Origin of the sequence: Bacillus sp. ES1-5 (genome assembly GCF_022487605.1) — a bacterium.
GTDB classification, from domain to species: domain Bacteria; phylum Bacillota; class Bacilli; order Bacillales; family Bacillaceae_G; genus Bacillus_A; species Bacillus_A wiedmannii.
On sequence record NZ_JAKVPU010000034.1, the window covers coordinates 1 to 1,091 of the forward strand.

Annotated in this window: 1 protein-coding gene; it reads right to left on the reverse strand. The window is 33.5% G+C overall.

Annotated elements, in window-relative coordinates; genetic code table 11:
* The coding region (locus tag MKO96_RS29110; RefSeq protein ID WP_240589340.1) for a putative mucin/carbohydrate-binding domain-containing protein at nucleotides 1-1,091 on the reverse strand (1,091 nt) is incomplete at both ends.

The following is a 1,091-nucleotide window of genomic DNA, read 5'->3' on the forward strand; positions in this document are numbered from 1 at the left end:
GTTTCATTTTTGTTATTTTCAAGATTCATTAATGTTGCGCGTGTTTTTTCCTTTACAGCGTCTCCTTCTATATGAGTTAATTCAATGTAATCTCCCATTTTTACAGGCACTGTTTGGGTTTCAGCATTTTGTTGTCTATTTCCTATGATTTCCTTATTGTACATAACGCTACCAGACGAGTTCTGGACTTTAATACTTGCATATGTACTATTGAAGTAAGAATGCGGTACGCCTGCTTCTAATTTGATTTTCAGCTCTTCTGCTGTTTGATTATAATCTTCTTTTGCAATTTCTCGATCACTATATCCTTTTAATGACCATGCAAATTGTTTTCCATCTAGAATTGTTGTCTCTGGCATTTTTTCTACTTTCTTCAAGCCTTCTTGTGTGACTTCATACATTGCTTTTTTTCCAAAGCTTTCTTGTTTACTATAATCTACATTTGTTAAAGTAGCTCTATGCACACCTTCTAGATGTGTTAACTCAATATAATCTCCTACTTTAACTGGAACTTTTTGCGATTCAGCATTTTGTTGTTTGTTTCCATAAATATCTTTATTGTATACTACTTTGCCTGATGCATTTTGTACTTTAATACTCGCATATGTTTCATTAAAATAATGATGCGGTACGCCTGCTTTTAAGTCAACTTGCATTTCTTCAGCCGACTTATTGAAATTTATTTTAGCAAACTCAAAATCACTAATCCCTTTCATTGACCATGCAAACTGGCTTCCTTCTAAAATATTATTTGCATTAGGTACATCTGGTTTAATCGGATTAGAATCCGTCCCCTTCCAAATTTCTGCTGTTAAAATCGGATAGCCTAATGCAGCCACTTTTTGAATGGTATCATTATTTGGACGTAATCCCCACTTCTCAAAGAAAGGCATCAAATTTTGTTTGGCTACTTTTGATGCTGAGATCATAAATAATTGTTTTTTATTTTCATCAGTTTGTGGAAGTTCACTTGAAGACATGTCTCTATACAATTGATGCAATTTAGGATAGAAGTCCTCTCCATATGCTAACTGTAGTTGCCAAAGCATAACAAGCTTAACAAAAACATCACTAACTTCGTCATAATTTTT